Raw genomic sequence first — 24,773 nt, 5'->3', positions numbered from 1 at the left:
TATTGAAGCGGTTTTTATGGGGCTTTTTTAGAGGGGGTTGTCGCCCTGGGGAGTTTCGTTAGGCTCGTGGTTGTTTTGGGTTTCTTGGGTTTCCTTGGGGGAGGTGTGGTTTTCGTGGTGTTGGTGGTTCTCGTGATTGCCCTCTACGGGGTTGTCTTTAAAGGGATTGTTGTCCATGTGTTGTCCTGTGTGTGAAATCGTGAAAGAATTGCGCCAAACTGACATAGTGAGCTAAAGCCACTTGGTGGGGGCGGGCAGAGAGTCCAAGCCCGCTTTGGGTGAAAAACTCTTGGATTTGCGCTGGAGGGTAGACTTTTTTAAGGTTGTTAAAAAGGGTTTTGCGGTTTGCCTGAAAACAGGTTTTCAGCATGTTTTCTAAAAAATCAAGCGGCATTAAATCCCCTTTAGGCTCGCTGATGGGGGCTTTGAGTAGGCGCATCACGGCAGATTGCACCTTTGGAGGGGGGTTGAAGGCTTTTGGGGGACATCAAAGAGCAAGGAACGCTCAGTGCAGACACTGGAGCTCAAAACGCTCAAAGCTCCGTAGTCGCTGGCATTTGTAGTCGCACAAAATTTCAACGCCACTTCCTTTTGCACCATCACCACCATCCCCACGCACAAGGCATCTCTAAGGCATTTTGTGAGGATGGGCGTGGCGATGTAGTAGGGCAAGTTGGAAACCAAAAAATAGGGCTTTGGGTGTAAAAAAGCGCATTGAGAAACCTCAAGCCCCCTAATTTGTTTCTTTTCTCCATTTTCAAACCCTTTGTTTTGCATCACATCGCCTACAACCAAATCCAAACGCCCCGCCAACACCCCTAAAACCGGCTTCAGCCGTTGGGCTAAATGGGTGTCTACCTCGTAGGCTAACAAACTTTTGGGTGGCTCTAACCTGCTAAGCAGTCGGCTTGTCAAATCTCCCAAGCCAACCCCTATTTCCACGATTTGCACGGCATCGGCAAAGTGGGCGTGGGGGATGGATTGCAAGATCTGCTCCAAATAGTGCGGGTCGTGCAGAAAATGCTGCCCCAAAAGTGCCATAATTTCACTTTAAAAACTTTTGGCTATTTTAACATGGGCTAGCTTAAGCACTAAACTTTGCGACAAGGGGTTTTTATGTTTGTGTGTGCGGGCAACACGGAGAGTTTTAGTTGGGCAAAAAGTGTGGGCGTGGGTTTGGTGCAAAGCGCTCTAAATTTAAGCCGTCTATGCCTGCTTGATAAGCCTAAAGAGCTTGTTTTTGTGGGCACAGCTGGCAGCTATGATCTAAAAACCCCCCTTTTAAGCCTATTTGTAAGCTCTAAGGCCACGCAGATAGAGGAGAGTTTTATCCTGGGGCACAGCTACACCCCCTAGACAATGGCGTGCAGTCTCAAAGACCGACACCCTTAGACCTGCCAAGCGTGGTCGTTAACAGCAGTCATTACATACACACAGACAGCGGCTTTTCTCATGCCATGTGCCACGCGGGCATTTTGTTAGAGAACATGGAGTTTTTTAGCGTGCTTAGTGTGGCTCAAGCTTACCAAATCCCTAGTTTTGGGGTGTTTTGTATCACCAACTACACAAACGCCCGCGCCCATAAGGATTTTTGCACCAACCACGAGCGCGCCAAAGAGCGTTTAGAGGTGTTGATCAACCAATTTAAAAAGGAACAAAATGACTAACGAGTCGGAAAACACGCCGCATTTTCACGCCCTGATCCCCTTTGGGATCTTTATTGGGATTTACCTAGGCACGGGGTTTTATTTAGAGCTTAGTGGGGTGAAAATGGGCTTTTACCAACTGCCCGGGCCTGTGGCGGCGATGGTGGGGGTGGCGGCCGCCTTTGCGCTCTTCAAGGGGAGCTTGGAGCAGAAATTCAACACCTTTTTGACAGGCTGCGGGGATAAAAATATCATGACCATGTGTGTGATTTATCTACTTGCCGGGGCGTTTGCCGTGGTGAGCAAGGCGATGGGGGGTGTGGATGCTACTGTGAATTTGGGGCTCACCTACATACCCGCGCAATACCTAGCCGCCGGGATTTTTGCCATGTCTGCCTTTATATCTTTGGCGATCGGCACGAGCGTGGGAGCGATTGTGGCCTTAGGCCCCATTGCCGTGGGGTTGGCTGAAGAAGGGCATTTGTCTTTGGCATTAGTTTTGGTACCGCGCTTATGGGGGGGCGATGTTTGGGGACAATTTGTCTATCATTTCAGACACCACGATTGCCAGCACCCGCACGCAAGATGTCAATATGCAAGACAAATTTAAAATCAACCTTTACATTGCCCTGCCTGCGAGTGTTTTGACCCTAATCTTGTTCTTGATTTGGGGGCAACCCACGCACCCCACCCCCGTGCACGCCCATAGCTATGAGATCGTTAAAACCCTGCCCTATATTTTTGTGCTGCTTTTGGCACTTGCCGGGATCAATGTCTTTTTGGTGCTTTTTAGTGGGATCGCGCTTTCAGGCGGGATTGGGCTGTATGAGGGGCATTTTACTTGGCTTTCTTTGGGGCAGGAAGTTTATAAGGGCTTTTCGAGCATGCAAGAGATTTTTTTACTCTCTTTGCTGACGGGCGGGCTTGCTTACATGGTGGATAAAGAGGGTGGGGTGGCGTGGATCATCTCTAAGATTGAGGGCTGCATTAAGGGCGCAAAGAGTGCAAAAGTGGGCATTGCGGCGTTGGTGAGCCTTGTGGATTTGGCGGTGGCTAACAACACGGTGGCGATTGTGATTGTAGGCGAGATCAGCAAGAAAATCAGTTTAAAATTTGGGGTGGATCGGCGTGAAAGTGCGGTGATTTTGGATATTTTCTCATGCGTTTTTCAAGGGATCATCCCTTATGGGGCGCAAATGTTGATTTTGCTCAACTTCACTAAAGATCAAGTCGGGTTTTTAGAGGTGTTGGGCTTCTTGTGGTATCAAGGCTTGCTTGGGGTTTTCACGTTGGTTTATATTTTTTGGGGGGTGTATAGCCGAGCCGTCTTAAACAGACTGCCCGAAAAGTAGGTTACTTTTTGTTCACTTTGTGGTATTCGTAGATGAAGGGCACGCCCTTGATCAACTTGGTGTCGAGGATCGTTTTGGTCACTTTCTCCACTTCTTGGATTTTGTCATCGGGGGCATCAGCGGGTTTGTAGGCAGTGGCATAGACTTTTTGCAGCAAGTCTACTTTATCCCTTGTGTTGCGGGCTTTTTTAACTTGCTTTAAAATGTCGGCGGCTTTGAGCGTGGATTCATGCCCTAAAAAGCCCACCAACACCATGTGCACATTGGCCTCTTTAAGGCGTTTGTCGATCTGCTCCAATTCGTGGTGGCAGTGCGGGCACATGGGATCGGAGATGATGTAGAGGTTCTTTTTCATCCCGGGGGTGGTGGATTTTAAATCGATGGCGTAACCCTGGGGCAAGCCTTCAAACAACGCATTCAATGCGGCACTATTTTGCTGGGTGAAGTTGTAACTTTGGGTGTTGTGGTAGAGTTCTTGCACAAATTCGGTGTCTTGTTTGTTCTTGCTAAAAAAGATGTTGGTAAGCCCGATCACCAAATCCCCGTTTTTATTCACCAACAAGGGGATTTTATACCTCGTGTCGGGGTCTTCGACCACCACCACCTGAAAGTCTTTATTAGACTTTAAGGATTTCACCTCTAGAACATTGACTTTTTTATGGATTTGGCTGTCAATGAGATCCGCAACCGCTTTTCCGACTTGACTTTCAACAGCCCCCACAAGCCCCACACACAAACTCAAAGCACAGAACAATCTACGCATAACCATCCTTCTTTTCTCTATCAACTAAAATTTAAAGCCCCCATTTTAGCATTAAAAGCCTAATAAAAATCTTGCTGCGCTATAATGCCGCCTATGTTGGATTGGTTGGCCTATATAAGCGATCGCCATGTGCAGGGCTTTTTGCTGCTCTTTTTGCGTCTAAGCGGGGTGGTCGCACTCTTTCCCTTTTTTGACAATAATTTGATTCCCATATCCGTGCGCGGGGCTTTGAGCTTTTTCTTGACTTTGGTCTTTTACCCCTTAATACCCCACATGCGCGTGTTTTTGGGGGCTGAGGATTTTTTGATCGCCTGTTTGGCTGAAGTGTTTTTGGGCTTGTGTGCATCTTTCTTTTTGCATGTCATCTTCCACGCCATCGCTTTTGCCACCGACACGATCAGCTTTTCTATGGGGCTAACCATGGCGAGTGCCTACGATCCGATCTCTGGGGCGCAAAAGGCGGTGGTGGGGCAAGTGGTCTTGCTTTTGGCGATTTTAACCATGCTCCAAACCTCCATGCACCATTTGGTGATCTTATGGGTGCAACACAGCCTAGAAAAAGTCCCTTTAGGGGGGTTTGTGCTTTCTAACCACATCGTCAAAGCGAGCGTGCAAGCTTTAGGGCATTTGTTCGTTGTGGGCTTTAGCATGGCCTTTCCCGTGCTGGCGGTGGTGATGTTTAGCGACATTGTCTTTGGCATGATCATGAAAACCCACCCCCAGTTTAACCTGCTCGCTGTGGGTTTTCCGCTTAAAATCGCAATCGCTCTAGTTGGCTTGATCTTGGTTTTAGGCGCGATCATGCACCGCTTTAAAGACGAATTGTTGCAGGCGTTTAACGCCATCTCTACATTATTTTAAAGGCAGAACATGGATTTAATCGCATTTTCACAGGCGTTAGAAATTGGGTTAAACTTGCCCCAAATGGACTTAGAAGTGCAAGAAGTGCGCTTGCAAGAAGCGCACGGGCGCATTTTAGCGCAGGATATTTACGCCAAAGACCCCCTGCCAAAGGCCACAAACTCGGCGATGGACGGCTTTGGTTTTAGGCTAGAGGATTTGGGTAAAACCCTACCCATTGCTAAAACCCTTTATGCGGGCGCGCCGCTAGACACTTTGCCCCCCAGTGCTTGTGTCAAAATCATGACCGGCGCACTCGTGCCTAGTGGGGTAGATGTCATCGTGCCCTTAGAGCAAATGCAAGAATATAGCCACACCCACGCCACAGCCCCCCTAGGTTTTAAAAAGGGCGCAAATATCCGCTATGAGGGAGAAAATTTTAAGGCGGGGGATTTGCTCTTAAAACAAGGCACGCGCTTAAAAATCGGGGACATCGCTCTGCTCGCCTCACAAGGGTGCGCCACTTTAAGCGTGTTTAGAAAATTGAAGGTGGGGGTTTTTAGCAGTGGGGACGAAGTCGTGGGGTTAGAAAGCATGGCTGATCAACACCAAGTGTATGACACGAATGGGGTTGTTTTAGTGGCCATGCTACAAAACTTAGGCTTTGAAGCCACGCATTTAGGGCATTTGCAAGACGACTTGCAAGCACAAGTGACTCGCCTGAAAAACGCCTTAGCTTACGATGTGCTCATCAGCAGTGCCGGGGTGAGTGTGGGGGATAAGGATCACTTTAAAGAGGCATTGGCGCAAATGGGCGCAAAAATCCACTACCACGGGGTCAATGTCAAGCCGGGCAAGCCCATTTTGTGCGCGAGCGTAGGAGGGAAGCTCATCTTTGGCATGCCGGGCAACCCCTTAAGTTGTGTGCTGACCTTTTTAGCCCTTGTGTGCCCCGCCCTGCTTAAACAAGCCGGCAGTGCCATACAAATGCCCCTCATTCAAGCACACCTAAAAAGCCCCCTAAAACTCAAAGGACAACGCACACATTTGGTTTTGGGGCAGCTAGAAAATGGTATTTTCACGCCCTACAAAGACAACGCCTACGGAGCGGGGGCGATCGACGCTCTAAGCCACTCTAACGCCATGGCGTATTCTAATGGGGGGCAAGAAGTTTTGGTGTGTTTCTTGCCTTAGAGCAACTGGAAACCATAGGTCAAGGTAAACATCAAATGGCTGCGGCCTGAATCCACATTATGGGGCAAGCGGGGGGCGAAGTTGTTGATCGCAGGGTCCCATGATCCGCAAGTGTTGGGCGTGGGACCATAGCCAAAACCAAGGCAATAGCCCTTTTTAGTGATGTTGTTGTAATACTCCAGTTTCAAATCAAACTTTAAGTTGTAGCGGCTCAAAAAATAGCTTAAAAAAAGTGCCACGCTCTGCTCGTTGGCCCGAGGCGAGCCGGTTAAGCGCCCCAAGACCTTCCAAGTAAAGCCGTGGAAGTGCGAGCCAAAGTATAAAAACCCGTTGAGCGCATCTTTACCGACGATGTTGTTGATCTCTGCATCGTAAATGCTGTTGGTCCAGATGTTGTAACCTAGAGGGTCGCCATAAATGCCGATGTCGCCATTGGCGTTGCCAATGTTTTTATAAATGCTGCCCCCAAAAATCCACTTGTTGTAATAAAAACGGGAGCGGAAAAAGAGGGTTTGTCCGTCCTTGCCCATTTTTTCTTGCCCAAACAAGATCATGTCATAGCCCCGGCCAGAGGGGGGAAAGAAGGGGAAGAATCCTACAAAAGTGCCCACCCAGCGAAAACCCTTGTCTCTAAAATGGGGGTTGGTGTCGTAGGTGATGTTGATCCCCGGAGCGTTCATGCGCCCAAAGATGGAGTAAAAATAGGGGTTGACTTTCCAGTGGTTTTTTTGGTATCGAAACTCAGCGATCATTAAGGGTTTGCCGCTGGTGTAGTAACGCCCATAGGGCCAAAACCAGTCGCTAGATGCAGAAGCCCTAGCGTCCGAGTAGAGCACGCGTAATTTATAGTCCTTGTACTTAACATACCCTTCCACGCCTTGGCTAAAAGAAGTGAACCAATCGTAATCCGAGAGTTCATAACGCCCGCCCTTGATGCCAAAAATGCCCTTGTAGTTGTAACTGATGTAAGCGTTGTGCACCATCGCATAGCGGGGTTGTTGCACATGCAAACCGCTATGACCCGCATACCAACCAATATATTCCCAAAATATCCCGCCATCGTGGTTATAGAAATCCCCCGGACCGCCCGGCTGCCCCGGTTGGATGTCGTTGCCTTGATAGGCGGTGGAGTCGTAAGGCAGGGCAGAGAGCATGCCGCCCACTTCGGCGTGCAAGCCCTTGTAAAGGTCCATGCTCACATTCATCTCGGCTAAAAGCGAGGTGTAACTGCCTGTCGGGTAGATGAACTTTGAGGGGTCGTAGCGTTTGTTGTTGAAGCCATACAGTGTGTAACTGCTCAGCTTCCCGCTGATGCTCATGTCAAAGGCTAAAACGCGCTCTAAAACAAGGAGCATGCAAACAAGCCACTTATGGGTGGTGTGATTCCCTCTAAATTGTACTTGCATGGCGACCTGCTTAAAGATGGACTTAGGAAAAATCTAAACGGGGTATTATAGCAAGAATACCTTAAGGAGAGAACCCTTAAGGTAACAACAAAGGCTAGAAACTGTAGCTGATGTGAGTCATCAAGTGGCTACGATCTTGCACGACTGTGTGTGCAATGCCCCCGGTATTTTGGGGACCTTGTGCAAAGCCCGCGGCTGAGAACACACCCGTATTCAAGCTCAAAGGTTGCCCCTCATAGCTTAGGAAGCCCACACCTGGGTTATAGCCCGCACGGATGACTTGTAAGAACCATTCAAGTTTGATCCCGGCTTTGATGTGTTTGCCAAACTGGTAGTCAAGATAGAGGGCTAGAGCCTGACCGTCCGCACGAGGAGCTGTGGTGTACCTTTCGGCCAACTCCCAGTCAAACTTGCCATACACCGCGCCGGTTTTCGCATAAACTGTGAAAGCATCGGCGTCGGTGATGTTGTTGATAGACGCAAACCCTAGTGAGTAGATACCACCGGTCCATTGTTCGACGCCATCGATCGCCACTGGGTTACCATAAGTACCGATGTTCGGGTTTGGGTTACCGATGTTGTCGTAGATACCAAAGCCCACATTGTAGTTGTTGAAGTCTAGGCGTTCTTTGATCAAGATGGTCGCCCCACCTGGACCTTGTAGGCCGCGCCATTTACCGCCGTCTAAGAAAGGATCCCAGGTGTTATACCTTGCGGGGGCGTAACGACCATACATGGCGTTGTTCCATTGGTAAACATACATGCCGTAGAAAGTGGTTTGTGAGCGGAAACCTCTACCACTAAACTCGGGATTAGTGTCGTAATACATTTTAACTTCAGGAGCGGTGAAGACTTCGGGAGAGAACCACACATGCGGGTGGATGGAGAAGTGCTTGTTCACTTGGTAGATCACCCCGATTTTATGTTCACCCCAAGGTTTTTCCCGGTAGATGGGGAACATCCACTGACCGTCAGCAATACCACGGCCCCAGGAGCTGAACACTTGGAAGGTCAGCTTGTTGGTGAGTTTAAACATCCCATAAAAACCTTGGGTCAATTGGTAGAACCAGTCGATGTCTTTGACCTGTGTGGTGTCATAGCGCCCAGCGATGATCCAAATTTTATCGCTTTTGTACTGGACATTCGCCTTGTAGATTTCATACCTGCGCGATTGCCCGGGGGTGTAGGCACTGGCGGGGTAGTAGTTGGGGAACAAACCGTTCCACTCCCCCATAAACATATAGCCAATCCCACGCGGGTCGGCTACACCCCCATGTTGCTCCGCCCATTGGTAAGAGCCATATACGGGGTTCTTAGTGTTCGGGTCATCGAAAGGCACACAGAAGCCGTTTGCGCTGTCTGGACCGGTGTAATTAGCTCCACAACCATTTGCCCAAGCCTTCGGTATTTTAATGTCGCTAGCGTATTTGTCGTAACGGGTGTTGTCATAGGGCATGCCCCCTAGCGCCCCGCCTAAACTCACACTCCAGCCCTTGCCTAAATGCACGGTGCTTTCTAATTTACCCGTCAACTCCACAAAGGTACCGGTTGGGTAAAGCCCCTTGATTGGGTTAATGGGGGAGTTGTTGAACCCCACTTTTGAGAAGTTGATCAGATCCCCATGCACTTCGTAGGTGATCGCGTCCAAACCGCAAACCCCCAAAGAAGAGGAAGCCAGCAGGGCAGGTGTGAGCGTGTTGCGCAGTTTACGCACCCCCTTTACCAGCTTACCCCATTTGGTGTCTTTGATCTTTTTCATGCCTCGTAACCTTTTTTGTTGTTTTTCTTCATTCATTGGTGTCGCCTTCAATATCGCAGGTATCTAGTAACCCTAAAGTGTTAGAGAACTACACAGAACACGTCCGTAAAACTCTAGCCGAGCCATGCCCGAGACCATGATTGTGTAGGCGCATTTTAATATAGTTTGTGTATTTTTTTCTTAAACAGACACAATTTAGCTTAAATTTTTGGGTAATACATAGAATGTTATTACAAATATTTTATTCACACTAAGTCTAAAATTTTAAAGTGATGTTGGTCATGATGTGGCTGCGGTCTTGATAATTTGCCCTAAAGTCGGGGTTGTTAAATTGGGGGGCGCCAAAGTAGCCCACTTGGTAGCCCTGATGCATTTGCACTCCGTAGTATTCGATCTTGAAGTGCAAGAACACCGAACGGGTGAAGGCGTAGTCTAAACTTAGGGCTGCGGAGTATTCGTTGCTGCGCCCGATGTGCCCTTGAGCGTTGTGGTTGGCGTTGCTCACGCGTCCAAAGATGTGCCATGCGAATTTTTTATAAATGCTGCCCACGGAGCCGTAGACGGTCGTGGTGTTGGCGTTGGTGACGGCATCAGCCAGCCCGTCATAAGCCGTGTTGTCCCAAAAGTCAAAGCCGATGATGCTCGAGCTGACATAGTCGTTGACATAGGAGGTGTTGTTCCCCATGGGCATGGTGTGGCTTCCTAGGTAGGCATCTGGGTTGCCAAAGGTGTTGTAAAGCCCTAAGATGATGGCTAGGCGGTTCCACCAAAAGGCTTGGCGGATATTCAAAGTTACGCCGTATTTACCCACCAACGAGCCATGTTGGGCAGCGTCCCAAATGCTATAAGTCTTTGTGAGTGGGTTATACCAGCCCGAGTCGTAAACAGGAACTGTCACCATTAAAAGAGTTTGGGACCGAAAGCCCACCAATTCAAAATTCTTATTCGTGTCGTAGATGAGCTTAAAACCCGGAGCGTTGTAGGTTTTGGGCGAAAAATAAAAGAAAGCCTGTGCGCTCAATTTTTTATAGTCATAAGTGGCGGTGATGCCGTGCCAGCCGTAGTTGATCATCTGCCCATTTGGCTTTTCATAGGCGGTTGAAGCGTAGAACTGATAAATCCACGAGTTAAACGCCAAGCCCCGCCCATAAGAGCTCCACCACCAAAGTTTGAGGTTTTTGATGGGTCGGTAGTAGAACTCAAAGCCCTGGTTTGACCCGCTCATGAAGTCAATGTTGGCCTCATAGCGTCCGATCTTAAAGCCAAACTTGTGTTTGTAATCGTATTGCAAAAAAGCGGTGTCGAGCACATAGGGGCGGGCGTGGTAAGCTCCGGATAATTGGGTGAGGTATTTGTTAAAAAAATACCCATGCCAACCCCCGATGAAGTTGTGCACCACAGAGCCATAAACTTGCCCGTCTTGGTCCCTCAAATATTTGGTGGAATCGTAGGGGATGCCCGCCATCGCCCCGCCTAAACTGAAGCTGAGTTCGTGATCTGTGGTGTGTTTGGGCAGTAGCCCCACTTTCATTTGGGCAAAGCCCACGATATCCACAAAGCTCTCTGTGGGGAAAATGCCATACTTGGTGTTGATCTTGGAATTGTTAAAACCTATTTTAGAGAAGTTGTCTAGCCGTCCGGAGAATTTAATGTCAAAGGCTTTGAGGGGATTTGTGAGCAAAGCCAAAAAAGAGAGGAGATGGCTTAATTTGCGTGTAGTCAAGCGTGTAGTCAAGGCAACCCTTTAGATTTAGTCTCTCAAGCTTTTAGCGCAGCTTTGAGCGATGTCACACCCATTTTTAGACAGAGTGTGCAGAGTATCTTTATAAATGTTACAAATTTTCACTAAAATTGCGCTTTAATGGCGGTCATTAAGTAACTGCGGTCTTGGTGCGTGGCTGGCGTGCTCGGATCTCTTGTGTACCAGTCGGCGATGTTGTAGCCCTTATGGGTGTCGACTTCATTGTATTCCAGCTTAATGTTAGTAGAAAAGTAACGATTCCACTTGATTCCCAAGTTCCACGCCACGCTTTGCTCATTCGCCCTAGGCGAGAAGGTCAAGCGCCCCACGAGCCCCCAAAAGAGCTTTTTATACACCCCCCCCATAAAGACAAAACCCGTCACCGCATTGGGTGAAATCATGTTATCCATGAGCCCACCGTAAACGCTGTTGTCGCGGTAGTCGATGCCAATCGGGCTACCATACCAGTTGATTCGAGCATTGGCGTTACCAATATTTTGGAAATACCCTGCGCCAAAGTTATACTGGTTATAGTCAAAGCGTTGGCGGATATAAATGCTCGTCCCTCCCTTGCCAAGCATTGAGCCCCGATACCAAGCGTCGTATAAATGGGCGCTATACACAGGGAAAATCACGGTCATTTCAGTGAGGGATTTAAAACCTAGTCCCTGAAAGGATGGATTGCTGTTGTAGTGGAGCTTGACCCCGGGGGTGGTGTAGGTGTTGGGGGAGAAGTAGACAAAACCCACCGCTGAAAAATGCTTTGTGTCGTAGTTTAACCCCACAGCGTGGATGCCTAAATCCACCACTTGACCTTTCTTGTTGGTGGTGGTGATGGGGGCATACCACGGACGGATAAACTCCCCCACCGCCAAAGCCCTGCCAAAGGAGCTAAACCAGCGCAATCTAAAGTAATGGCGGAATTTATAGGACGCTTCAAACCCCTCGGTGTACCCGCTCAAAAAAATCGTTTTAGACAGATAGCGCCCGACAATGATGGTTAGGGCGTGGTTATAGTCATAACGCAAATAGGCGTTGTAGAGCACATAGGGACGGGCTTGTTGCGTGGATTCAATATTAGACTTTTTCCACGGGGCGTTGCCCAAAAACCCCCACCAACGCCCAAAGTAAAAATATATTTTAGAGCCATAGAGTTGCCCCGTGCTCTGATCCACTAAAGTTTTGGTCGAGTCGTAAGCCAATCCGCCGATCCCTCCGCCAATCCCTGCACTGATTTTATTCTTGTCGTTCTCCCACAAGCTCGCGTCCACTTGAGCCTTGAGTGTGAGAATCATGAAACTTTCTGTAGGGAAGATGCCCTCTTTAGAGTTGATGGGGGAGTGGTTAAAGCCGATTTTAGCGACCGATTCGCTTGTCCCACTGAATTTATAATCAAAAGCCCCCAAAGAACCCACACAACACGCACAAACAAGTAAGCCTCTATGGCTCATCTATGGCTCATCTATTTTATACCTCTACTAGGTCAAAACTTCACAAGACCAAGCCCATTTTGACAAAATTAAAGTTCTACTTTATGGATCAAAGTTTTACTTTAATTTCGGTAAAAATATGGCTTCTATCTTGGTCGGTGGCGGGCTGATCGGGCAAGAAAGGTCCGTTCCAACCAATTTTATAACCTCGATGCATGATTTGGTTATAGTATTCTATTTTAATGTCGGCATAAAAATGCTTAGAAAACTCGTAACCGAGGTTAAACGCAAAAACCTGTTCATCCGCACGGGGACCATAGGTCAAACGGCCGATCAAACCCCAAAGCCATTTTTTATACACACCCCCGCCAAAGAGAAAAGCCGTGAAGGCGTTGGAGTCCATCATGTAGGAGAGGGAGTTGATGGTGTTGGCATAGACGGTGTTGTCCCAAAAGTCAAACCCTAAGCGGCTCCCGTGGTAGCCGATCATCCAGTTGGCGTTGCCAAAGTTTTGGTAAATTCCGCCCCCAAAGTTGTAGTTGTTGTAATCAAAACGCTGTTTAATCATCAAGCTGTGGGCGTTTCTATGCGAGATCATGCCAAACTGGTAGGTGTCCCAAAAGCGTTTGGCGTAAAAGGGGTTTAACACCGTGATGTCGGTTTGCGAGCGCCAGCCTATCCCTTTAAATTTGGGGTTGCTGTCATACATCAAAGTAAAGCATGGGCTGTATTCGTTGTTGGGCGAAAAATAGACAAAGGGCACCACACTAAAGCCCTTATACTCCCAAGTGATGTAAAAGGCGTGCACCCCGGGGTTGATCTTCTTGCCATCGGCTAGGGTGTAGGTTTTGGGAGAGTAGAAGTTATACAGCCACTCGTTGTAAGCAAAGCCCCGTCCAAAGCAGCTAAACCACCAAAACTTAAAATGGTTTAAATTTAAGGTCATGTCTAGCCCTTGGGTGTAACCACTCATGTAGTCAGCTGGCGATTCATAACGCCCACCTCTAAATCTAAAAATGTTCTTGTAAGAATAGTCAATGTAGGCGTTGTAGATCACATAATTACGGGTGTTGTGGGCATACCCCTGGATACAATCGGCCGTATTAACCCCTCCAATGCTTGTGGCATCCGACATGGCTTGTAACTGGGCTGCGCTTTTACCTGCATAGGATGCCTGGCTTCCTCCCCTAGTACCCATACCAGCACTGCGCCCAAGGTTTTTGCCCCACGAGCCCGCCCCAGTAACCAAAGTAGTTCCAAGCCATATCCCCATAGGGCTTGCCCGTAACTTGGTTGATGGTGTACTTTGTCCCATCGTATATAAGGCCCCCACCAAACCCCCCTAGACTCCCTGACATATGGTGGCCATTAGCCGTTGCGCTTTTAGGCAAGAGCTCGGGAAAGTCTAGCTGGAGATAAGCCACAACGGTGACAAAAGTCTCTGTGGGGTAAAGACCCTTATTGGTGTTGATGGGCTTGTTGTTGAATCCGATTTTAGAGAAAGACTCTGCCCCCGCTTTAAATTTGGCAAAAGACTCCAAATTGCGCAAATCTAGATGCTTCCAATCTAGGGCGGAAGTTTGGGACACAAGACCCAAACAAGTGGCTAAACTCTTAGTGAGCGACACAATTTTTTTCATTACCATCCTTTTGTTGTCATCGTGTAATTCTCGGGCAGAGCAGACCCAAGAACCCCTGTTGTAGAAACTTGAAACCAAAGCAGTGGGGTTATTGTGTTACCCTTAAGGTACGCCTCGCGCAAAGGGGCATTGCGCGCATCATCCTCCTTCCGTAAAAAATAATCATCATGATCAGAGAAGAAAGGCTTTGTGGGGATTTTATTAAAATTGCTGTCATTTTATCCATCAATTCTCCTCAAATCTAAAAATTAAAGACAAACATCCGAGGATATTTACTTTTATGCGCTAAGGATAACAAAGATTTGCTTAAATCCCCCCGATTTCTTTGTTTGGTTTGACCCTAAAAGGCAGCCGAGATGTTTGTGTAAAGAGCACTCCTATCCTGATAGCCTCCGCCACAATAAGTAACACAAACTTGGTCGTTTAAGCCCGCCTGGTAGCCCTTATTGGTGTGGACTCCATAGTAGGCCAAATCGATCGTGGCCTTTAAGTATTGATTGAAGTTGTAACCCAAAGTGAGCATGTAGCGTCCTTCCCACGCCACGGGTGCACTCGTCCACTGCCATTGCATCCGCCACAAGAACTTTTTATTAAAGTGTGTGCCCCCATAGGCGATCGCCCCGGTCACGGCATCCGCTTTTAAAGCCGTGCCCGCTGTGCCCACATAAACGCTATTGCCCCCCAAAAGCACACCTGCGGGATTACCCATGTTGCCCACATAGGTGTTGGGGTTGCCAAAGTTCTTATAGAAAGTCCCCACAAGGTAGTAGTTGTTGTAATCAAAGCGCTGGCGCAAAATGAGGCTTTGGCCAGTTTGGGTGATGGGTGTGCCGTATTTATACTTCAGTGCCCCCGTTGAACCAAAGACCATCCAAGGCTCATACACGGGGAAGATCGCAGTGATGTGGGTGTCTGATTTAAAACCCTTGCCGTCAAAATTAGGGTTGGTGTCCCAGCCGAGTGTAAAACCTGGGGCGTTGAAAGTCTTAGGCGAGAAGTAGTAGAAGAATTCAGCCAAGATTTTATGTTGGTTGTAAATGAGTCTTGCTGCGTGTGTGCCATAAGAGAGTTTGTAACCCACAGGTGTCCAGCCCCCCTGGGCGTTTCTCACATAACCCCCGCTGTAAGAGGTCCTAGGGGCGTACCAATTGATCAAGAACCCGCTGCTGGCAATCGCGCGCCCAAAGGAGCTAAACCACACCAAGCGGGCGTGTTTGTACTGCCCAAACACTTCAAAGCCTTGTGTTTTCCCGCTGCGATAGGGCATGGTAGAGGTGTAGCGCCCGCCCTTGATCCCAAAGTAATTCTTATATTGGTATTCCAAGAAGGCATCGCTCCAAATATAGGTACGGGCCAGCGACCTTTTAAAGCTGTCTTTTAGGTTGTCATCGCCTGTGGCGATGGAGTTGGAGGCTCCGCCTAAATACCCATTGTAGTAACCAAAGTAGTTGAAGATTTGGCTGCCCCGATCGAGGTTTTTAGTGCTGTCGTAGAAAATACCCCCGACCATGCCGCCGATCCCGCCTTTGAGACTATGGGCGGATTTTTTAGGGAGTAAACTAAAGCTCAAATCCAAATACCCCGACACAGTGGCGTATTGTTGCATGGGGTAAAGCCCTCTTCTGCGATCCATGGTCCGCTCGTTAAACCCAATTTGCGAGGTTTGTTCGGCGCGCCCGCCAAACTTATACTCGAAAGCGTCCATAGAGGTCGCAAATAACATCAATGGTCCACAGACATAGGTGAGAACGGAGAAGTTCGATCGAATGCCCAAATCTTGTTCTTGTTGCAGTTCGTGTCTATCTTGCATGTTGCCTCCTTGGCCGATTCGCATAGACCGAGTAAAACCTTCTTCTAGCCCCGCTAGAAGTGCTCTACCTTTGAGATTATAGTTGGAAACTCTGTTAGAGTTGTACCAAGCCCGCTCTTAAGCACTAGAGAACAAGGCAACGCTACACAAAGTAACTAAGCCACTTTGGATCAACCGTGGATTTAGGGTTTGTGTGGACTCATTGTAAAATTACTGAGTTTTGGGTACAATGGCGTCTTTCATGTGAATTGAACGATAAGGGGCATGATGAATAGATACTTCATAACGGGGCTTGTATCGTCTATTTTGAGCGTGTGGTTGGTGGCGCATAATTTGCCACAGGACGAAGTGGCGCAAAACACCACCCACAACAAAACCTTTAAAAAGAGCAGCAAACCCACGACCCAAGAGCGGCTCAACGCCTTAAAAAAATTCTCCAATGTGGTGGAGGAAATCGAGCGCTACTATGTAGATGAAGTCAGCATCAACGATATTGTGGATAAAGCCATTGATGGGCTGATGACAAATTTAGATGCGCACTCGTCCTACTTAACGCCTAAGAAATTTAGGGATTTTAAAGCCCAAACAGAGGGCGAATTTGGCGGGCTAGGCATCACGGTGGGTATTCGCGATGGCGCGCTCACGGTGATCGCCCCCTTAGATGACACCCCCGCCTTTAGAGCCGGGATCAAGGCCGGGGATGTGATCTTGAAGATCAATCAAGAGAGCACTCTCAACATGAGCATTGACAACGCTGTCAATCTCATGCGTGGCAAGCCAAAAACCCCCATTGAGCTCACTTTGGTGCGTAAAAACGAATCCAAGCCCATTGTGGTGAAAATGTTACGCGATATCATTAAAATCAAATCCGTGCATGCTAAAAAAATCGAGGGCACACACTTCTTATATGTGCGAGTCAATTCCTTTGATCGCAATGTGGTCAAGGGGGTGCTCACAGAGTTGAGCAAGGCTAAAAACCTACAAGGCATTGTGCTTGACCTGCGCTCCAATCCAGGAGGACTCTTAAACCAGGCCATTGATTTGTCTAATCTCTTCATCAAGCACGGCATCATTGTGTCGCAAAAAGGGCGAGTCAAATCCGAGGACATTGAATACCGCGCCAATGGCAAAGCCCCCTACCCCGATCTACCCATAGCCGTGTTGGTGAACGCCGGCACCGCTAGTGCGAGCGAGATCGTCTCAGGGGCTTTGCAAGATCACAAACGCGCGGTCATCATCGGGGAGAGCACCTTTGGCAAGGGCAGTGTGCAAACCACTTTCCCCGTGGGTAGGGACGAGGCGATCAAAATCACCATCGCCCGCTACTACTTACCCAGCGGGCGCACGATTCAAGCCGTGGGGATCAAGCCCGACATTGTGGTGTACCCCGGCAGCGTCCCCCAAGATGAAAGCAAGTTTAGCATTAAAGAGGCGGATTTAAAACACCACTTGCAACAGGAATTGCAGTCGCTAAATGCCAAAGGCGAGCATAAAAAACTAGAACATGGCAAAAAGGTTGAGGACAAAGAGAGCAAACCCATCACCCAAAAGGACATCAACGCCGACATCCAGCTAAAAACCGCCATAGACACCCTGAAAGTTTGGGACATCCTAACCGCCCCCAACAAAGAGAGTGCGCATAAGTAGGCACTTGTGAGGGCCTGGCTAGCTTGCCTTTTATACTTCTTGCTTTGCTTAGTTGGTTTGCAAGGCGAGGAGGTGCGGGCCAAGGTCGTGTATGTCAAGGTGGTGAATCTTCAAGATTTAGCCAACAAGCCCGTGTATGTAGGGCAGAAAATCAGTGTGCAATACAATATAATGCTCTTCTCCCAGGCCAAATTTTTGGGGGCAGAGCTCGTAAACCTGCCAGACCCTAAAAAGCTCAAACGCCTAAACTTCACCCCAAATTGGGTCGCTTCGGGCACAGACAGCTACAACGCCACTTACAATTACAAGGTCTTAGGTACGAGGGCGGTGATCCCCGCCCTTCAAGTGAGTGCCTTCGTGCAGGATCAAGGCTATTTGGATAAATCCAGCACACCCCCCATCCCCTTGCAAGTAGTGGACCTCTCAGCCCACCCAGATTATGCGGGTGTGGTGGCCACAGACTTTAGCGTTACCGGCTATAAGGTCAAAGAATATGACAATGCAAACAATATTTTAGTCGTTGAGTTGCAAACAAAGGGGGCAAATTTAGAAGATTTTAAAATCCCCGGCGGATTCAAACAAGGCTTTGAAAGCAGCCATTTTGGCACAGACGATGCCAGTGGAGTTTATTACTGCATTCTGCCAAAGAGCATGCAAAACATCTCCTTTAACTATTTTTCTTTAGTAGAGGCGCAGTTTAAAGAAGTGCATTTTTCGCTCATTCCCATTGAAGAGAGTGTCAGCACACAGAGCAACCTAAAGCCTAAGAATAATCTGCTGCTTTTCTCCAACATCTTTTTAATGGTTTTATTGCTCATGGCGGTGCTGTGCTATTTTTTCACCCGCTACAAAAACACCGCCTTAGTTGTATCTGTTTTGTTTTTAGGGATTTTGTTATGGAATATCCTTTCCACCTACCGCACAGGGATGTTAAGGGCAAGAGCAGCGATCAAAATCTTACCTACGCAAAACTCCACTTTGCTCGCCATCCCTAAAGAAGCCTTGCATGTTAAAATCATAGGCGAACACGCCAAATACTACAAAATCATGACAGATGATGAAAAAATCGGTTGGGTGAGGAAGGAAGATGTGGAATAAGATTCGGGGCATTTATGCGCTCCTAGTTGTGGGCTTGGGGCTGGGGTTCATCATTTTAATGAACTTCTTAACCCGCAAACACAACAATTCTAGGCAGACTCGTAAATGGTGCCGCTCCTTCTTCACACTCATGGGCTCTCCTCTAGAGAAAGTCGGGGAGTTTGATTTGAGCGCAAATTTAATTGTCTTAAACCACCAAAGCATCATCGACATCATTTGCCTAGAAGCCTACCACCCCCGCAACATCTGCTGGGTCGCCAAGAAGGAGTTGGGCGACATCCCCTACTACGGCTATGCGCTTAAAACCCCCGAAATGATTCTCATCGACAGAGAGGATCGGCGTGGGCTTGCTTCCCTGCTCAAAATTGCCAAAGAAAAGCTCGAGCAAGATCGCCCTTTGGTGATCTTTCCCGAGGGCACTAGGAGTCGGGGGCTAGAAAAATTCTTGCCCTTTAAGCCGGGGGCTAAGGTTTTGGCAGAGAAATTGCATTTAAAAATCCAGCCCATTGTGTTGCTCAACACCCGTAGGATTTTTAACACGAAACCCATCGAATCGCATGCCACACACTTACGCATGGTGCTTTTAGAGGCGTTTGAGCCCGATTTAAATACAGATTGGTACAAGGATTTAGAGGAGCGCATGCAAGCTGAATATAGCAAACATTATAAAGAACTCAATAGCTAGACTTGCATTTTTATAAAAGTTGTGCTAAAATGTCCGCTTTTGGGGTGTTAGCTCAGCTGGGAGAGCGCAACGCTGGCAGCGTTGAGGTCAGGGGTTCGATCCCCCTACACTCCACCATTCCCTAAAATCTAAAAACTTTAATTATTTGCTTAAGAAGTCAGCGATCGCTGTGGCTTTGTCGGTTTGCTCCCAACTAAATCCTTCCCGTCCAAAGTGTCCGTAAGTCGCTGTTTGGCGGTAAATGGGGCGCAGTAGGTCCAAACTCTCAATGATCCCCTTTGGGGTGAGTTTAAAGAGCGCACGCACGCAGGCTTCAAGCTCTTGAGGGTCATAAATGCTGGTGTGGTGGGTGTTGATGTAGACAGACACAGGGTCCACAATGCCGATCGCATAGGCTAACTGCACAGTCGCGCGCTTACACACCCCACTAGCCACCAAGTTTTTAGCGATGTAACGCGCCATGTAGGCTGCGCTACGATCCACCTTTGATGGGTCTTTGCCGCTAAACGCCCCACCCCCATGCGGGCAAGAGCCCCCATAGGTGTCTACGATGATTTTGCGCCCCGTAAGCCCTGCATCGCCCTGTGGTCCGCCGATAACAAACTTACCCGTGGGATTGATGTGGTATTTGATGTTGTCGTCTAAAAACTCTTTAGGTAAAACTTTATACACCACTTCCTCAATCACCGCTTCGCGTAAGTGTTTTTGGTCGATCTCGGGGGAGTGTTGGGTGGACACCACGATCGTGTCGATGCCTACGGGCTCATAGCCCTCGTAGCGGATCGTGACCTGCGCCTTGCCATCGGGGCGTAAAAAGGGCAGAATTGCGCTTTTTCTAGCATCGGCCAGCCCCAAAGTGATGGCGTGCGCCAGGCTAATGGCTAAGGGCATGCACTGTGGGGTTTCATTGCAGGCATAGCCAAACATGAGCCCCTGATCGCCCGCCCCCACTTCACCATCTTCACGGTCCACGCCCTGATTGATGTCGGGGCTTTGTTCGCCGATCCCATTAAGCACCGCGGCACTGCGGTAGTCAAAGCCATAGAGCGCATCCGTGTAGCCGATGTCTTTGACCACGCCTCTTGCGATCTCTTGCATGGGGGCGTAGATGTTGGTTTTCAGCTCGCCCGTGATGACACAAAACCCATTGGCAAGCAAAGTTTCACACGCTACACGGGCGTTTTTGTCCCGCTCAATGATGTAATCTAAAACGGCATCGCTGATTTGATCCGCCATTTTATCCGGATGCCCTTCTGTTACCGACTCTGAGGTGAAAAGATAAGAGCTCATGAGCCCTCCTTATTATTTTTTATTGCATGGCTTGCGTTATTTCATTTGTGCTGCCACTTCGGCTGCAAAGTCCTCACTTTTCTTTTCAATCCCCTCGCCCACTTCAAAGCGGATGTATTCCACAATGTGGATTGTGTCGCCTAGTTGTGCGCTTCTTTCATCCAAAACTTGTTGGATGGTTTTTTTGTCGTCCATCACGAAGAATTGTCCGAGCAAAGTGAGTCGTTGATCTAAAAGCGTGTTGTCGGCGATGAAGCGCTCCATTTTGCCGGGAATGATTTTGTCAAAGATTTTTTCAGGCTTACCTTGATCCCTTAGCTCTTGTTTATAGACTTCCTCTTGCTTGGCTAAAATATCTGCGCTAAGTTCGGCACGGCTCACATAGGTGGGGATGTGCTTTAAGGGTTTGCCTAGTCTTTTTGCCTCTTCGTTTTCCTTTTCAATCTCTGCCACTAGGGCTAATTTTTCCTTAGCGATGAAGTCAGGGCTAAAGGCTTTGTAGTCTAAAACCACGGGCTTCATGGCAGCGGCATGCATGGCGATGTGGCGGGCAAGTTCGCGCAATTTATCGGCGTTAGCGGGGTGATTGTGGGCGATTTTGATGATCGCACCTACGCGGTGGTTGGCGTGTAGATAGCCATTTAACACCTCGTTTTGCCCCGCTTGCACGCAAGCTAGGCGGCGCACCACGATGTTTTCCCCGATTTTAGCCACTGCGGCGTGCAAATAGGACTCGTAAGCCTGCCCCTCAATTTGGAGTTGGTATAACTCTTTGGTGTCTTTGGGTTGTTTGTCTTTGGCAAGCTCTAAAGATTTTGCCACTAAGGCTTTAAAGTGGTCGTTTTTTGCCACAAAATCGGTTTCGCTGTTGATCTCTAGCATGGTCGCGCTGCTAGCCTCCACGGCCAAAGCCACCACACCCTCGCTCGCCACACGGTCGGCCTTTTTGATCGCTTTGCTCAAGCCCTTTTCTCTTAAATACTCCACAGCTTTTTCGAGATTTCCATCGCACTCTACAAGGGCTTTTTTGCAATCCATTATGGGTGCATCTGTCATTTCCCTTAATTGTTTGACTTGTGTGGCACTGACACTACTCATGTTCAACCCCCTCTTCTTGGGCGATTTCCTCTAAGACTTCCTCTTTTTCAGCTTCGCTAGCTGCTTGTACTTCCTCCACCATTTCCTCATTTTTACCCACAAGCTCGCGTCCCTCAGTGATCGCCTCTGCCATTTCCTTACAGAAAAGACCGATCGAGCGGATCGCATCGTCATTGCCGGGGATGGGGTAATCCACCAAATCGGGGTCGCAATTCGTGTCTAGGGGCGCGATGATGGGGATACCCAAACGGCGCGCCTCAGCCACGGCGATTTTTTCCTTCACTACATCCACGATAAACATCATGTCGGGCATTTTTTTCATGTGGCGCACCCCACCTAGATACTTCTCAAGCTTTCCTTTTTTGCGTAAAATCATGAGTTTTTCTTTCTTGGTGAGCAAGTCGATCTGCCCGCTGCTCTCCATTTCCTCCATGATTTCCAGCTTACGCACAGATTTTCTAATGGTGCTAAAATTCGTCAGCATGCCACCCAGCCAGCGGTAATTGACATAGGGGACATTCACCTGCATGGCATACTCTTTGAGCGCGTCGCTGGCTTGTTTTTTTGTGCCCACAAACATGATCGTTTTGCCCTCTGCGCTCGCATCGCGAACAATATTGTATGTGTAGCGGAAGTAACGCAAAGTTTTTTGCAAATCGATGATGTGGATGTTCTTACGCACACCAAAGATAAAGCGGGCTGTTTTGGGGTTCCAACGCCGTGTTTGGTGGCCAAAATGCACCCCGCACTCTAGTAAATCCTTCATTGTGATCATACTTGACTCCTTAAAGTTTTGCCGCCACGCTCCCTAAAAACACTTTAAGGTGGGGCGTGTGTGATTTTGCATAAAGCAAGCGTTCATCTTAGCGTAAAAAGAATAAAGGCAAAATTAAGCCACGCACCGCAAGGTGCGCTCGTGGACTTTAACCCCAAATGTGGATTTTAGGCGTGGGGGTGTTCGTGGGGGTGTGCGCTGTGGGGATGAGCACCATGTGGATGCGCTCCGTGGGGATGTCCGCCATGTGGGTTGCCCTTTGTGTGGGGGTTGCCCTTGGCTCCCACATAAGAGATGTGCCCGTGTGCATCAATGTCGTAAGCCTGCCCAAAACCTTTGACAAACCGCCCTTTGACAAACTCTAACTTGATCAAATGGAAGTCTTGCATGTGGCGGATGGTTTCTAAGCCCCGCCCTTTGCCATGCTTTGCCAAGAAATTATCATACACTCTGTCAAATTCTTCACCTCTTTCAATGAAGTGCAATTTTGTTCTGTAACGCAAGCGTTTGCGTAAAATAGGTGATTTTGCACTCGCCTCGTCTTCTAAAAACATGACTTCGACATTGTTTGGGTGGGCTTTTAGGCTTTTGAAGTGCTCGGCGACCTCGCTCACATAGATGTAAAAATGCTTGTGGTCGTGGTGTTCATCAAAGAGCAATGCGCTGTAAGAGCAAATCACTTCGTTTTCAGGGCTAAGGCTGGCGATACACACACTGCTAAAGCTGTCTCTAAATTGCTCTAAATCCTCTTTCACGCCCTGCATGTCTGTGGTTTGTGGGATGGACTTACACAAATCAATGATGGCATCTTTGATGTCTTTCATCTCGGTCACCCTAGCGGGGTAGTCGATTTTTTGGATTTGTTCTTGTGCCCCCTCTTTGATTTTATAGGCAATCTCAATAAACTCTGTTGTGGCATTTTTTAAATGCACATCGACTGCGTTCTTAATTTGCCCGAATTTGGCGAGTAGGGCTTCCATGTCTTTCACATGGTGTTCGTTCATGTGCTTTAGGATAAACTGAAGATCCATATAAAACTCCTTGTTGTTGTTAAAATGCGTACCATTATAACACTCTAAAGTTAATGAAATCTTGTTTTTGGTTAATAATGAGAAAATAAGGGGAGTTTTAGGCATTTTAGTAACTTTTTACACCACATACAAGCACAAGCACTGTGCTTGTGCTTGCCTAAGCTGGCTAGCAATCCTTAAATTTTAAAGAGAACATGGGGCATAAACCCATGGGGGTGTGTTGGTTTATCGTTAAAACCATTAGCTTAGCCCCCCCCTATTTTCTTAGGACATGTGCTCCTAATGGCACAAAAGAGGGGTTAGCATGCCGCTGCTCTACACCATTGCTGCCCTCGTGGTTGGCGCAGCTGTGTGGACTCACAACAAATACAAAAATGAACCCAAACCCACTCCACAAAAACCTAAGCCCATCTATTTGCTCTATGGCATGCCTTATGCAGGTAAGAGCACATTAGTCTATGTTTTGGTTGAAAACAAATTTGTAGAAAGCCCCGTAAAGCTACAGCTACAATCTAGCCTGAAAAATACGAAATATGGGATTTAATCCTTGTGGATTGCGCGGGTGCTAATCCAAAGCTCAACAATGATTACACAGATCAAGAGTTAGCCAAACCCAATGTAGGTGAAAAACACTTGGTCTATGTTTTTAGCGCAGTGCAATACAGCCAAAACCCCGAGTTTGCCAAAAAAGTCCAAACAGACCTTGAAGTTTATAACGATTTTGCTAAGGACAAGTGGAGCATCCACGAAATTTTTGCTTTAGGCACGCACAGCCCATGAGGTGAAGACGACTCGAGTCCACCACAGCCCGCACAGTCCACACGTATAGACACAAGGCGTCTCATTGACGAGCTTAGCCCCCTAGCAAGTGTGGGAATCTTTGAGCTTAAAGATGTGCCTAGCCTAGAAATCCGCGCATTTTTAGGAGTTTCACAATGAGTGTCTATGCCTATATGCAAGTGGCAAGTGGGGCAACGCCTTAAAGTGGTGCAAGATGGTGTTTTACAAGATGATGGCCAAGCTTTAGACACCATTAACCAGCACATCTTGGCCCTTAATGCCGACCTTAGCCACGATGCGCTCTATAGCATTAGGGGCAAACGCTTGGCATGCCTAAAACACCCACAATTGGATCACATTGGGCGGATGAATCATGCCATTTTTCTCTACGATGAGGACGAGAATCTAAACGCCGTTGCTAAAAGTGCTGAGGTTTTAGGCTTTGATTTGACAAAAACCCTAAACAAACTCAAATGGATGAGGTTTTTTATGCCGTGGTGGGCGCTTTTAGCGTGGTTTCGTAAAAAATTTAAAAACTAAAAAAGGACAAACATGGACAAACGGATTTTATTAGACCAGGCTCAAGAGGATAAATTTAACCGTGCAAAGGAACTTTTTCCTACAGACATGCAAAAACTGAAAGAGCATCCAATTCAAACGGGTGCGCTTAAAAATATTAAACCATTTACCCCAGCATTTTTATCCTCTAGAAGACTACCAAGAGGAGTACCACAAAGGTTTGGCGCAGTTCTTAAGTACACTCTTTAGCAAAATTGGTAAAAAATCGT

General features: G+C 48.0%; 24 protein-coding genes, 1 tRNA gene and 2 pseudogenes. 14 read left to right on the top strand and 13 right to left on the bottom strand.

Annotation, left to right across the window (positions count from 1 at the left end; translation table 11 throughout):
* Positions 1 to 27 precede the first annotated feature (27 nt).
* Both QUE23_RS08275 and rsmA read right to left on the bottom strand, forming a co-directional pair.
* Positions 28 to 177, bottom strand: a complete 150-nt coding sequence (locus QUE23_RS08275; RefSeq protein ID WP_286348558.1) for a hypothetical protein — start codon at positions 175 to 177, stop codon at positions 28 to 30.
* A pseudogene (rsmA, locus tag QUE23_RS08270) lies at positions 158 to 1,041 on the bottom strand (16S rRNA (adenine(1518)-N(6)/adenine(1519)-N(6))-dimethyltransferase RsmA). Before rsmA ends, QUE23_RS08275 begins: the two are co-directional and overlap by 20 nt.
* Positions 1,042 to 1,116: 75 nt before the next feature.
* Here rsmA and QUE23_RS10060 point away from each other — a divergent pair.
* The 4 genes from QUE23_RS10060 to QUE23_RS08255 are packed head-to-tail and all read left to right on the top strand — an operon-like array spanning position 1,117 to position 2,998.
* On the top strand, positions 1,117 to 1,356 hold the full coding sequence (locus QUE23_RS10060; protein ID WP_353622226.1) for a nucleoside phosphorylase-I family protein: 240 nt from the start codon (positions 1,117 to 1,119) through the stop codon (positions 1,354 to 1,356).
* Positions 1,357 to 1,364: 8 nt separating this feature from the next.
* Positions 1,365 to 1,667: a hypothetical protein gene (locus QUE23_RS10055; protein WP_353622225.1), complete on the top strand. Its 303-nt coding sequence runs from the start codon at positions 1,365 to 1,367 to the stop codon at positions 1,665 to 1,667.
* On the top strand, positions 1,660 to 2,256 hold the full coding sequence (locus QUE23_RS08260; RefSeq protein WP_286348557.1) for a Na+/H+ antiporter NhaC family protein: 597 nt from the start codon (positions 1,660 to 1,662) through the stop codon (positions 2,254 to 2,256). Before QUE23_RS10055 ends, QUE23_RS08260 begins: the two co-directional genes overlap by 8 nt.
* Complete coding sequence (locus QUE23_RS08255) at positions 2,171 to 2,998, top strand: Na+/H+ antiporter NhaC family protein (RefSeq protein WP_286348556.1); 828 nt, start codon at positions 2,171 to 2,173, stop codon at positions 2,996 to 2,998. The genes QUE23_RS08260 and QUE23_RS08255 overlap by 86 nt, the downstream gene beginning before the upstream one ends.
* A gap of 1 nt (position 2,999) precedes the next feature.
* On the opposite strand, the gene QUE23_RS08250 is transcribed toward QUE23_RS08255, so the two are convergent.
* On the bottom strand, positions 3,000 to 3,761 hold the full coding sequence (locus tag QUE23_RS08250) for a DsbA family protein (RefSeq protein WP_286348555.1): 762 nt from the start codon (positions 3,759 to 3,761) through the stop codon (positions 3,000 to 3,002).
* A gap of 93 nt (positions 3,762 to 3,854) precedes the next feature.
* On the opposite strand from QUE23_RS08250, the gene fliR reads away from it, so the two are divergent.
* Together fliR and QUE23_RS08240 are read left to right on the top strand one after the other, a co-directional pair.
* A complete protein-coding gene (fliR, locus tag QUE23_RS08245; RefSeq protein ID WP_286348554.1) occupies positions 3,855 to 4,622 on the top strand; it encodes a flagellar biosynthetic protein FliR in 768 nt (255 codons plus the stop codon).
* Positions 4,623 to 4,631: 9 nt separating this feature from the next.
* Positions 4,632 to 5,795 carry a molybdopterin molybdotransferase MoeA gene (locus tag QUE23_RS08240; RefSeq protein WP_286348553.1) on the top strand — a complete coding sequence of 388 codons (1,164 nt, stop codon included), beginning with the start codon at positions 4,632 to 4,634 and terminating at the stop codon, positions 5,793 to 5,795.
* Here the strand turns inward: QUE23_RS08240 and QUE23_RS08235 are convergent.
* The 6 genes and pseudogenes from QUE23_RS08235 to QUE23_RS08210 form a co-directional block, all read right to left on the bottom strand.
* Complete coding sequence (locus tag QUE23_RS08235) at positions 5,792 to 7,150, bottom strand: outer membrane family protein (protein ID WP_286349450.1); 1,359 nt, start codon at positions 7,148 to 7,150, stop codon at positions 5,792 to 5,794. The genes QUE23_RS08240 and QUE23_RS08235 overlap by 4 nt on opposite strands.
* Before the next feature lie 145 nt (positions 7,151 to 7,295).
* Positions 7,296 to 8,960, bottom strand: coding sequence for an outer membrane family protein (locus QUE23_RS08230; RefSeq protein WP_434802016.1), 1,665 nt, complete (start codon positions 8,958 to 8,960; stop codon positions 7,296 to 7,298).
* A 256-nt stretch (positions 8,961 to 9,216) separates the two neighbouring features.
* Positions 9,217 to 10,695, bottom strand: coding sequence for an outer membrane family protein (locus tag QUE23_RS08225; RefSeq protein WP_286348551.1), 1,479 nt, complete (start codon positions 10,693 to 10,695; stop codon positions 9,217 to 9,219).
* Between the two features lie 110 nt (positions 10,696 to 10,805).
* The gene (locus QUE23_RS08220; RefSeq protein WP_286348550.1) at positions 10,806 to 12,152 is read right to left on the bottom strand and encodes an outer membrane family protein; all 1,347 of its coding nucleotides are present in this window, start codon (positions 12,150 to 12,152) and stop codon (positions 10,806 to 10,808) included.
* A gap of 88 nt (positions 12,153 to 12,240) precedes the next feature.
* A pseudogene (locus tag QUE23_RS08215) lies at positions 12,241 to 13,771 on the bottom strand (outer membrane family protein).
* A gap of 340 nt (positions 13,772 to 14,111) precedes the next feature.
* A complete protein-coding gene (locus tag QUE23_RS08210; RefSeq protein WP_286349449.1) occupies positions 14,112 to 15,494 on the bottom strand; it encodes an outer membrane family protein in 1,383 nt (460 codons plus the stop codon).
* A gap of 354 nt (positions 15,495 to 15,848) precedes the next feature.
* On the opposite strand from QUE23_RS08210, the gene QUE23_RS08205 reads away from it, so the two are divergent.
* The 4 genes from QUE23_RS08205 to QUE23_RS08190 all read left to right on the top strand — a co-directional run bounded on the left by QUE23_RS08205 (position 15,849) and on the right by QUE23_RS08190 (position 19,128).
* Positions 15,849 to 17,228: a S41 family peptidase gene (locus QUE23_RS08205; protein WP_286348549.1), complete on the top strand. Its 1,380-nt coding sequence runs from the start codon at positions 15,849 to 15,851 to the stop codon at positions 17,226 to 17,228.
* Positions 17,229 to 17,300: 72 nt separating this feature from the next.
* On the top strand, positions 17,301 to 18,326 hold the full coding sequence (locus QUE23_RS08200) for a hypothetical protein (protein ID WP_286348548.1): 1,026 nt from the start codon (positions 17,301 to 17,303) through the stop codon (positions 18,324 to 18,326).
* A complete protein-coding gene (locus QUE23_RS08195) occupies positions 18,316 to 19,011 on the top strand; it encodes a lysophospholipid acyltransferase family protein (protein ID WP_286348547.1) in 696 nt (231 codons plus the stop codon). The genes QUE23_RS08200 and QUE23_RS08195 overlap by 11 nt, the downstream gene beginning before the upstream one ends.
* 41 nt (positions 19,012 to 19,052) lie before the next feature.
* Positions 19,053 to 19,128: transfer RNA gene (locus QUE23_RS08190), tRNA-Ala, on the top strand.
* Positions 19,129 to 19,152: 24 nt separating this feature from the next.
* On the opposite strand, the gene metK is transcribed toward QUE23_RS08190, so the two are convergent.
* The 4 genes from metK to QUE23_RS08170 all read right to left on the bottom strand — a co-directional run bounded on the left by metK (position 19,153) and on the right by QUE23_RS08170 (position 23,205).
* On the bottom strand, positions 19,153 to 20,301 hold the full coding sequence (gene metK / locus QUE23_RS08185) for a methionine adenosyltransferase (RefSeq protein WP_286348546.1): 1,149 nt from the start codon (positions 20,299 to 20,301) through the stop codon (positions 19,153 to 19,155).
* 36 nt (positions 20,302 to 20,337) lie between these two features.
* Positions 20,338 to 21,399: a translation elongation factor Ts gene (gene tsf, locus QUE23_RS08180; RefSeq protein WP_286348545.1), complete on the bottom strand. Its 1,062-nt coding sequence runs from the start codon at positions 21,397 to 21,399 to the stop codon at positions 20,338 to 20,340.
* The gene (gene rpsB / locus QUE23_RS08175) at positions 21,392 to 22,174 is read right to left on the bottom strand and encodes a 30S ribosomal protein S2 (RefSeq protein WP_286348544.1); all 783 of its coding nucleotides are present in this window, start codon (positions 22,172 to 22,174) and stop codon (positions 21,392 to 21,394) included. The genes tsf and rpsB overlap by 8 nt, the downstream gene beginning before the upstream one ends.
* Before the next feature lie 167 nt (positions 22,175 to 22,341).
* Positions 22,342 to 23,205, bottom strand: a complete 864-nt coding sequence (locus QUE23_RS08170) for a HugZ family heme oxygenase (protein WP_286348543.1) — start codon at positions 23,203 to 23,205, stop codon at positions 22,342 to 22,344.
* A gap of 304 nt (positions 23,206 to 23,509) precedes the next feature.
* On the opposite strand from QUE23_RS08170, the gene QUE23_RS08165 reads away from it, so the two are divergent.
* The 4 genes from QUE23_RS08165 (at position 23,510) to QUE23_RS08150 (ending at position 24,753) form a co-directional block, all read left to right on the top strand.
* Positions 23,510 to 23,749, top strand: a complete 240-nt coding sequence (locus tag QUE23_RS08165) for a hypothetical protein (RefSeq protein WP_286348542.1) — start codon at positions 23,510 to 23,512, stop codon at positions 23,747 to 23,749.
* 5 nt (positions 23,750 to 23,754) lie between these two features.
* Positions 23,755 to 23,985 carry a hypothetical protein gene (locus QUE23_RS08160; RefSeq protein ID WP_286348541.1) on the top strand — a complete coding sequence of 77 codons (231 nt, stop codon included), beginning with the start codon at positions 23,755 to 23,757 and terminating at the stop codon, positions 23,983 to 23,985.
* A 165-nt stretch (positions 23,986 to 24,150) separates the two neighbouring features.
* Positions 24,151 to 24,525: a hypothetical protein gene (locus QUE23_RS08155; protein ID WP_286348540.1), complete on the top strand. Its 375-nt coding sequence runs from the start codon at positions 24,151 to 24,153 to the stop codon at positions 24,523 to 24,525.
* 12 nt (positions 24,526 to 24,537) lie between these two features.
* Entirely contained in the window at positions 24,538 to 24,753 is a 216-nt protein-coding gene (locus QUE23_RS08150; RefSeq protein ID WP_286348539.1) for a hypothetical protein, read from the top strand.
* The last annotated feature ends 20 nt before the right edge of the window (positions 24,754 to 24,773 follow it).

The sequence above is a fragment of the Helicobacter felistomachi genome, assembly GCF_030296895.1.
Classification (GTDB): Bacteria; Campylobacterota; Campylobacteria; order Campylobacterales; family Helicobacteraceae; genus Helicobacter; species Helicobacter felistomachi.
The sequence above is the reverse complement of the archived record's forward strand: the minus strand, read 5'-3'. Positions and strand labels throughout refer to the sequence as shown.

What these genes read in the sequence shown, in the direction of transcription:
- QUE23_RS08250 (WP_286348555.1), bottom strand. Translation starts at nt 3,761, where the DNA reads ATGCGTAGATTGTTCTGTGCTTTGAGTTTGTGTGTGGGGCTTGTGGGG.
- tsf (WP_286348545.1), bottom strand. Translation starts at nt 21,399, where the DNA reads ATGAGTAGTGTCAGTGCCACACAAGTCAAACAATTAAGGGAAATGACA.
- QUE23_RS08150 (WP_286348539.1), top strand. Translation starts at nt 24,538, where the DNA reads ATGGACAAACGGATTTTATTAGACCAGGCTCAAGAGGATAAATTTAAC.
- QUE23_RS08260 (WP_286348557.1), top strand. Translation starts at nt 1,660, where the DNA reads ATGACTAACGAGTCGGAAAACACGCCGCATTTTCACGCCCTGATCCCC.
- rpsB (WP_286348544.1), bottom strand. Translation starts at nt 22,174, where the DNA reads ATGATCACAATGAAGGATTTACTAGAGTGCGGGGTGCATTTTGGCCAC.
- metK (WP_286348546.1), bottom strand. Translation starts at nt 20,301, where the DNA reads ATGAGCTCTTATCTTTTCACCTCAGAGTCGGTAACAGAAGGGCATCCG.
- QUE23_RS08210 (WP_286349449.1), bottom strand. Translation starts at nt 15,494, where the DNA reads ATGTTATTTGCGACCTCTATGGACGCTTTCGAGTATAAGTTTGGCGGG.
- QUE23_RS08240 (WP_286348553.1), top strand. Translation starts at nt 4,632, where the DNA reads ATGGATTTAATCGCATTTTCACAGGCGTTAGAAATTGGGTTAAACTTG.
- QUE23_RS10060 (WP_353622226.1), top strand. Translation starts at nt 1,117, where the DNA reads ATGTTTGTGTGTGCGGGCAACACGGAGAGTTTTAGTTGGGCAAAAAGT.
- fliR (WP_286348554.1), top strand. Translation starts at nt 3,855, where the DNA reads ATGTTGGATTGGTTGGCCTATATAAGCGATCGCCATGTGCAGGGCTTT.
- QUE23_RS08275 (WP_286348558.1), bottom strand. Translation starts at nt 177, where the DNA reads ATGGACAACAATCCCTTTAAAGACAACCCCGTAGAGGGCAATCACGAG.
- QUE23_RS08195 (WP_286348547.1), top strand. Translation starts at nt 18,316, where the DNA reads ATGTGGAATAAGATTCGGGGCATTTATGCGCTCCTAGTTGTGGGCTTG.
- QUE23_RS08230 (WP_434802016.1), bottom strand. Translation starts at nt 8,960, where the DNA reads ATGAAAAAGATCAAAGACACCAAATGGGGTAAGCTGGTAAAGGGGGTG.
- QUE23_RS08235 (WP_286349450.1), bottom strand. Translation starts at nt 7,150, where the DNA reads ATGCTCCTTGTTTTAGAGCGCGTTTTAGCCTTTGACATGAGCATCAGC.
- QUE23_RS08205 (WP_286348549.1), top strand. Translation starts at nt 15,849, where the DNA reads ATGAATAGATACTTCATAACGGGGCTTGTATCGTCTATTTTGAGCGTG.
- QUE23_RS08220 (WP_286348550.1), bottom strand. Translation starts at nt 12,152, where the DNA reads ATGAGCCATAGAGGCTTACTTGTTTGTGCGTGTTGTGTGGGTTCTTTG.
- QUE23_RS08255 (WP_286348556.1), top strand. Translation starts at nt 2,171, where the DNA reads ATGTTTGGGGACAATTTGTCTATCATTTCAGACACCACGATTGCCAGC.
- QUE23_RS08170 (WP_286348543.1), bottom strand. Translation starts at nt 23,205, where the DNA reads ATGGATCTTCAGTTTATCCTAAAGCACATGAACGAACACCATGTGAAA.
- QUE23_RS08165 (WP_286348542.1), top strand. Translation starts at nt 23,510, where the DNA reads ATGCCGCTGCTCTACACCATTGCTGCCCTCGTGGTTGGCGCAGCTGTG.
- QUE23_RS08155 (WP_286348540.1), top strand. Translation starts at nt 24,151, where the DNA reads ATGCCTATATGCAAGTGGCAAGTGGGGCAACGCCTTAAAGTGGTGCAA.